The sequence below is a fragment of the candidate division WOR-3 bacterium genome (assembly GCA_029858255.1).
Classification (GTDB): Bacteria; Hydrothermota; Tepidihabitantia; order SM23-42; family SM23-42; genus SM23-42.
The window spans coordinates 98,736-104,735 of the sequence record JAOUFJ010000006.1 but is presented as its reverse complement, the minus strand read 5'-3'; the positions used below and the strand labels follow the sequence as shown (position 1 = coordinate 104,735).

4 protein-coding genes are annotated in these 6,000 nt (G+C 45.4%); all 4 read right to left on the bottom strand.

Annotated features, from left to right (window positions below; translation table 11 throughout):
• Window positions 1-138: 138 nt before the first annotated feature.
• Window positions 139-846 carry an FkbM family methyltransferase gene (locus tag OEV79_04845; protein MDH4210756.1) on the bottom strand — a complete coding sequence of 236 codons (708 nt, stop codon included), beginning with the start codon at window positions 844-846 and terminating at the stop codon, window positions 139-141.
• A gap of 325 nt (window positions 847-1,171) precedes the next feature.
• A complete protein-coding gene (locus OEV79_04840) occupies window positions 1,172-1,879 on the bottom strand; it encodes a hypothetical protein (GenBank protein MDH4210755.1) in 708 nt (235 codons plus the stop codon).
• 248 nt (window positions 1,880-2,127) lie between these two features.
• Window positions 2,128-3,072 carry an SPASM domain-containing protein gene (locus tag OEV79_04835; GenBank protein ID MDH4210754.1) on the bottom strand — a complete coding sequence of 315 codons (945 nt, stop codon included), beginning with the start codon at window positions 3,070-3,072 and terminating at the stop codon, window positions 2,128-2,130.
• 327 nt (window positions 3,073-3,399) lie between these two features.
• Window positions 3,400-5,991 (bottom strand): AAA family ATPase, encoded by a 2,592-nt coding sequence (locus OEV79_04830; GenBank protein MDH4210753.1) that lies wholly within the window; start codon window positions 5,989-5,991, stop codon window positions 3,400-3,402.
• Between the last annotated feature and the right edge of the window lie 9 nt (window positions 5,992-6,000).

The following is a 6,000-nucleotide window of genomic DNA, read 5'->3' as shown; positions in this document are numbered from 1 at the left end:
GACATTGAACTCCTTGTCGATCCGCACCAATGGTTATCAGCAAAAATTGATAAAGAATGAACAAAATCAACGTTATGGAAACAACTTGTATAGCAGACATAACGGCGTTGATAAAGATTCGACGGTATCGCATAATTCTTACTTCATGATAAAAAGAATATTCTCAAAGGCATATTGATTGTCCGAAATATCATGTTTCCGAATTGAACCATTTTTGTACTCGTACGCCTGATAGCCCTTATTAACCAAGTAATTTATCAGCTCTACGCTCCTTGGAACACCCTTAATGCCTGCATCACCCACTTCTATTGATATGATAGGCCGATGTTTCCTTATCGTATCCTCCATACCACGTAAAATCATCGATTCAGAACTTTCCGCATCGATTTTAATGAAATCGGGAACAACGGATACGTTTGCGACATACTCATCAACAGATACTGCCTTCACCTTATGTTTCACGGTCCTTATTTTACTTGCTATTTCATTGGGCAATCTTTCCGCAAACATAGAATTGAATCCAGAATACTCATATCCATAATCATGTATCACAACCATCTGATGTCTCGCGAGTACCGCGCACTGATTCAAAATCACGTTTTCTTTGCTTGATGAATTGCACTTGAGTATCTCATAAGTATTTGGTGTAGGTTCGAAAGCATGTACTTTACCATATTTTCCTACTATATTTGAAGCTAGTAACGTAAAATACCCATAATGTGCACCTATGTCGAGAAAAACCATACCCGGTTTCAGGAATTTCAGTATCATAGCCGTTAATCCAGGCTCGTACATTCCATGTCGGAACAGATGCAATGAAATCTCTTCTGGAATCACGATATACATCCGTTCTCCCCAGAATGTCTTGTAGGTGATCCTTATTGGTACGCTTAAGGCTTTGCTTAACGATTCCAATACTTTCGATGCGAAATATCGCATGATACTGATTGAAATTAATCGCTGTTTCATTTCGTCTATTAAAGTATTACCCAGCGAGATCGCATTGGCAGAAGCATGTTTCTCTGTCAAAGGCGAGAAATACATAGGGTAACTTTGAGAAGCCGTCGCACAAGATTACAGCCGATGAAGCCGGCGCCGCCAGTTACAAGAACGCTCATTCCCTTAATGGAACTTCTCATTAATGACTCCCAAAATACATGTTACGTTCAAATCATGCTGCATGTTGTGGTTTTGTGCCTAATGAACACAGAAACCAGACAGTCGCACCCAAGAACAGAATCCCAAAATTAAATTCCATGACTTCAATCACACTATGCGTCAGCTTGATTGACACGCGGGCATTGAATATCCGTGAAAGAATGTAGCTAAAAAGGAAAAGCAAGCTCATGGATACTGGCACAACAGGAATGTTGATCTTGTATATCCACTTTTTCAATCTCGGAATAGTCAAATGAATAACCGGCAACAGAACGGCGTATAAAAAACAGAAATATTGAAGAAGACGGTTAGCGCGTAGCATGCCTCTGAATATCCGCAGGTTATGGAAACCTATTTCTCGTTGCACATTGATCTCCTCGAGAAAGCCAGGCGTCGCCAGGCCAAAGATTCTCTGCCCCCAGCTGATTTCCTCTCCAAATATCAGGAACAGGATTATACCTAAAAAAAGAAAGAACACATTCCTTTTCATCTTGATGAATCCGAGGTCATTACCCCTACGAGTGCCGAAGAAAAGCACGAACGCAAAGACCGACGCGAAAAGGTAGAAACCAGCAGTGAAATTCTCAATAATACCGTCCTCTCGTGTAGATTGAATAACCGTGTCCGCTGGCAGTATCAGGAAAATAGCGTACGAGAGGAGCATACCAAAGGCAACGACTGCAATAATTGTCTTTTTGGCATGTCCTGGACTACCACACATATTTATGATCGCCTTGACTTATTTACTTAACGATAATGTAGCTCTCGACTCCCTCCGAAGGCGGGCACACACTACGCTCGCTCGAAACATAACACGATTAACCTAAGACACGTTTCACTGAGAACAAGCTACACTGAAGACAACAAGGCTAAGATTGTTCCGATTTCTCCTGTCTAGCATATCACATAAAACGATAATCGAGAATCCCGCAGTACGGGACCTTGCTGACGGTCGCAACGACGGAAATCTCATTCCTCTATCCCCGCCGGTGCGTCGCATTTGGCGCAGATCGGGATCTCCTGCCTTCCCCCTGGCCTCTGCAGTATACGCTGCATTTCCTGGTATTTCGCATCTTTCCAGATCTCCATTAGGGGTCTGTCCGCCACGTTGCCGTAAACGTGCTGCGCGTAGTAGTCGACACAGCATAACAGCACATCACCTTTCCAGTCAATGACCAGCATGTAAGATGGGCGCATGCATGGCTCTTTGACCCTCTCGGTAATGCGTGTGAGTACCATCCCAGCCCGATTCTCGAAACTGATCTCCTGCCAGTGCCTGAGGTCCATGAATTGTGGATACAACTCTGCAAGGTTCAGGAGTCGCTCGCTTTGCTCATTAATTTTCTTTTCCGGTGTATTCTTGGGCAGACCGACATTCTCGTAGTCGGTCACGAGTGCCTTGTCCAGACCCGCTCTTATCAAATTGAGCAGAAGCGGTTCTGTCAGATGATCACCGTTCGAATTTATCTGGATAAAACTGCAAGGACATCTCCTCCGCGCATAGGCGATTAGCTCTGGTAACCTTTTATCGCATAGCGGCTCGCCGTAGAAATATGGCGATATCTTACCGCAGTACTCAATATCGGCCAACTGGTCGATTACGCTTCTATATGTTCTCTCGGACATAATACCGAGTTTCCTTTTCGGCTGTTTAAGGCTATTGAAACAGAAACTGCACTTCCTGCTGCACGCAGCATAGGTATCGATATGCACGTTCAGAAAGAGATTCTCTTCTCTGAACCGCCTGTGCGAAATGTATACTCCCCTCTTTTTCCTGACCCGGTACCTGAAGAAATATACCCTCCATGGTAAAGTTATTACGCCCTCACGTCTAAGGCGTTTCCACATTGCCGCGTGGTGCGGCACGAGGTTACGGTAGAACCACAGAAACGTATTTTTAACTTTTTTCAACATATCACTGATTTATTTCGAATTGCGAATTGCGCACCCCCTAAGGATGCTTGATATGTAGATAGCACTATCGCTTCCTGGTGAGGTTCTCGACTCCCTCCGAAGGCGGGTAAACCCTACGCTCGCTCGAACCATAAAATCAAGCAAAGGGCATAGCGCATGGCGCATAGGAGAAAGACAGAAGATTAGAGGTTGAAAGGATGGGAAGTTGAGAAACGAAATGAACGATACTAACGAAAGTGACGTCTTTCCTATCCAGTATCCAGTATCAAGTATCATGTTCATAGCGGGGTTAACGAAATTAACGGACATAACGAAAATACGTACGTATTATGTTTTGTAGTATTTATCGTAGTACTTATGGTAATATTGGTAGTAATAACTGCCTCGTGTCTTAGGAATACCGTTGACCACGAGACCGATTATGTGAACCTTTGCCGTCAGCAGTATATCTCTGGCATGAGCGAGGTCCTTCATATCGGTTCTGCCATAGCGTGTGGTCAGGAGAACACCGTCAGTATAGTTAGCAAGATAAGCCGCATCCGCGAACAACATAACGGGTACACCGTCGATTATGACAAAGTCATAGCGCATTCTCAGCTCGTCGATCATGTTTTTCATCTTCGCAGACTCGAGGAATATGAAAGGATTAACCGGAAGCGTACCTATGGGCAAAACTCTGATACTTGATTCTTGAGGCTCGATCCTTGAATAAATGGATGTCCAGAAGTCTGAATCGCTATTAGTCTCAGTACCAACCGGTTTTTCTGCACTCTCTGCATTGTTGGAGTTGTTGAAGGGGAGGATGATTTCATCGAGCACTGCTTCTCCCCTGAGAACATCGAACAAACCCTTTTCCTGCTTTGATCTTGTGACGTCACTCAGATGGCCTGTTTTCTTGCGAAAATCAGTATCGACAAGCAGCACTTTCTTGCCAGTACGCGCGTAAACAATACCAAGGTTCAGCGCAGTGAATGTCTTCCCCTCCTCTGGCCCCGGTGAAGTAACGTATATTGCCCCGTACTTTTTTTCCGGATGCGCAAATTCAAGATTCATTGCCAGCTTGCGGAATGCCTCGAATTCTGGTGTTGAGACATCCTGATCGAGCATTCTCAAATCACTGCCTTCTAATGCTGCGGATGTCCCCATAATCGTAGAATATGCCTTCTTCAGGAAAGCCAGCGGTGGTGATTCAACGTGCTTTGTCTCCTCCTTAGCGTCCAGTACGATCGCTGGGATCGTACCGAACAGGGCCAGACCAGTCTTTTCGGTCAAAATATCGGGATCTTTTACCGTATTATCTATGTATTCAGCAACAAAGACCGCAAATCCGCCGGCCATGATGCTTATGATAATTGCCGTGAAGAGGGTCAAAATGCGGCGGCGTGAATTGACCGGCGCGTTTGAAACCATGGGCGGATTGACTATCTTAAGGTCTGAGGTGACACCAGCTTCCTGCACTTTGGTTTCCTCCAGCTTTTCCCTATAGAAGCTATATTGTTCGTCTGCAATCTGCCGGTCCCGCTCGAGCCGCGCCAGGCTGATCTCATCAACTGGAACGGTCTGCAGCTTAGCTTGCAGACCATCGATTTGATTTTCAACACTCTGTATCTCAGTCTTTATCGAAGGGATACGCTTGCCGATCTCTACCTGCATTTGTTCTTTAAGCCCCGACAATTTTGCCCTTATTTCCATGACTTTCGGATGATTGCTAGAATATTCCTTTAACACACTTTTCAGTTCGGCTTCAGCATCCAAAAGCTGCCCGTAGAACTTCTGCAACACATCGGAAGATACAAGCACAGAAGCGAGATTGGGTGTTTCCATGCTTACTGCGCTTTTTGCGAGATAATCCCCCAATTCCTTAAGGATTTTTTGTTCGATCTGGAGTTGGTTCTTCTTGGACTCGAGCGTTGAGACTTGGTTAATCAAAGATTGGGTCGATGCACTAAGGTCAATGATATTCTTCTCTTCTTTGAACGATCTTATCTGCTCTTCGCTCTCTTTCAAGCGGTTCTGGTAATCGACCATCAGGGAATCGATGAACAACCTTGACTGCGTGAACGACTGAGATTTCTCGCTCTTATCCTGCAAGATGATCTGTTCAGAAAGAGCCTTCGCAATCCTCAAAGCGTCTTCGGGATTGCTCCAGTGAACGTCTATTCTCAAAATACCGATGAAGTCCATGCCCGGGAAGATCGTTTTGGCCTTTAAAAGTTTCTTGGGTGCACCTTCGCCCGAAAATGGAACCGCTTCTGTGCCGATCTCCTGCTCTACCTTGTCCGCTACAAGTACTTCGATGGCGAGGGAATTGCGCAACGCCAGGGCGATACGTTCTCTTGGATAAATCGTGACCTCATATGTTCTCTTCTCATCAACAGGTAACAATTTGGTGACCTTCAGTTCAAACTTGCCCAGGTTAACATATTGGCCGAGGACTGCTTCCTTAGATGTACCATCGCTCAGCATAATAGAAAACATTCCATCTTCAATTTTGAGCTTCAAAGGACCGACGGGACGTTCAAAATCCTCTTTTATCCGTGCTTCAACCTTAATGTCGGAATTGCCGTTTTTCGCATATGCGTAAAGCCCGAGCGTATCCGTAACTTTCTCTGCAAGACTAATGCTCAAAAGGCTCGAAATAGCGCCCTGGATACCAGCAGTGATCTGTGTGCTCGGTGTTTCAGACAGCCCCGGCGAAAATACACCGTCAACCGGGCCCTCCTCGGTTACACCGACATCAAACGTCGCCCTGTAAATTGGTTTGAAAGGACGGGCGAGCTGGGCAATTAGGATGCCAAGGAAGACAGGAACGGCTATGTAGACGAACAAATTCCGCCTGCGCAGGAAGACGTTGACGAGCTCACGAACGTCGATCGACTCATCACGCGACACACGATGCACACTTTTTTCGTCTGTCATAGACATATC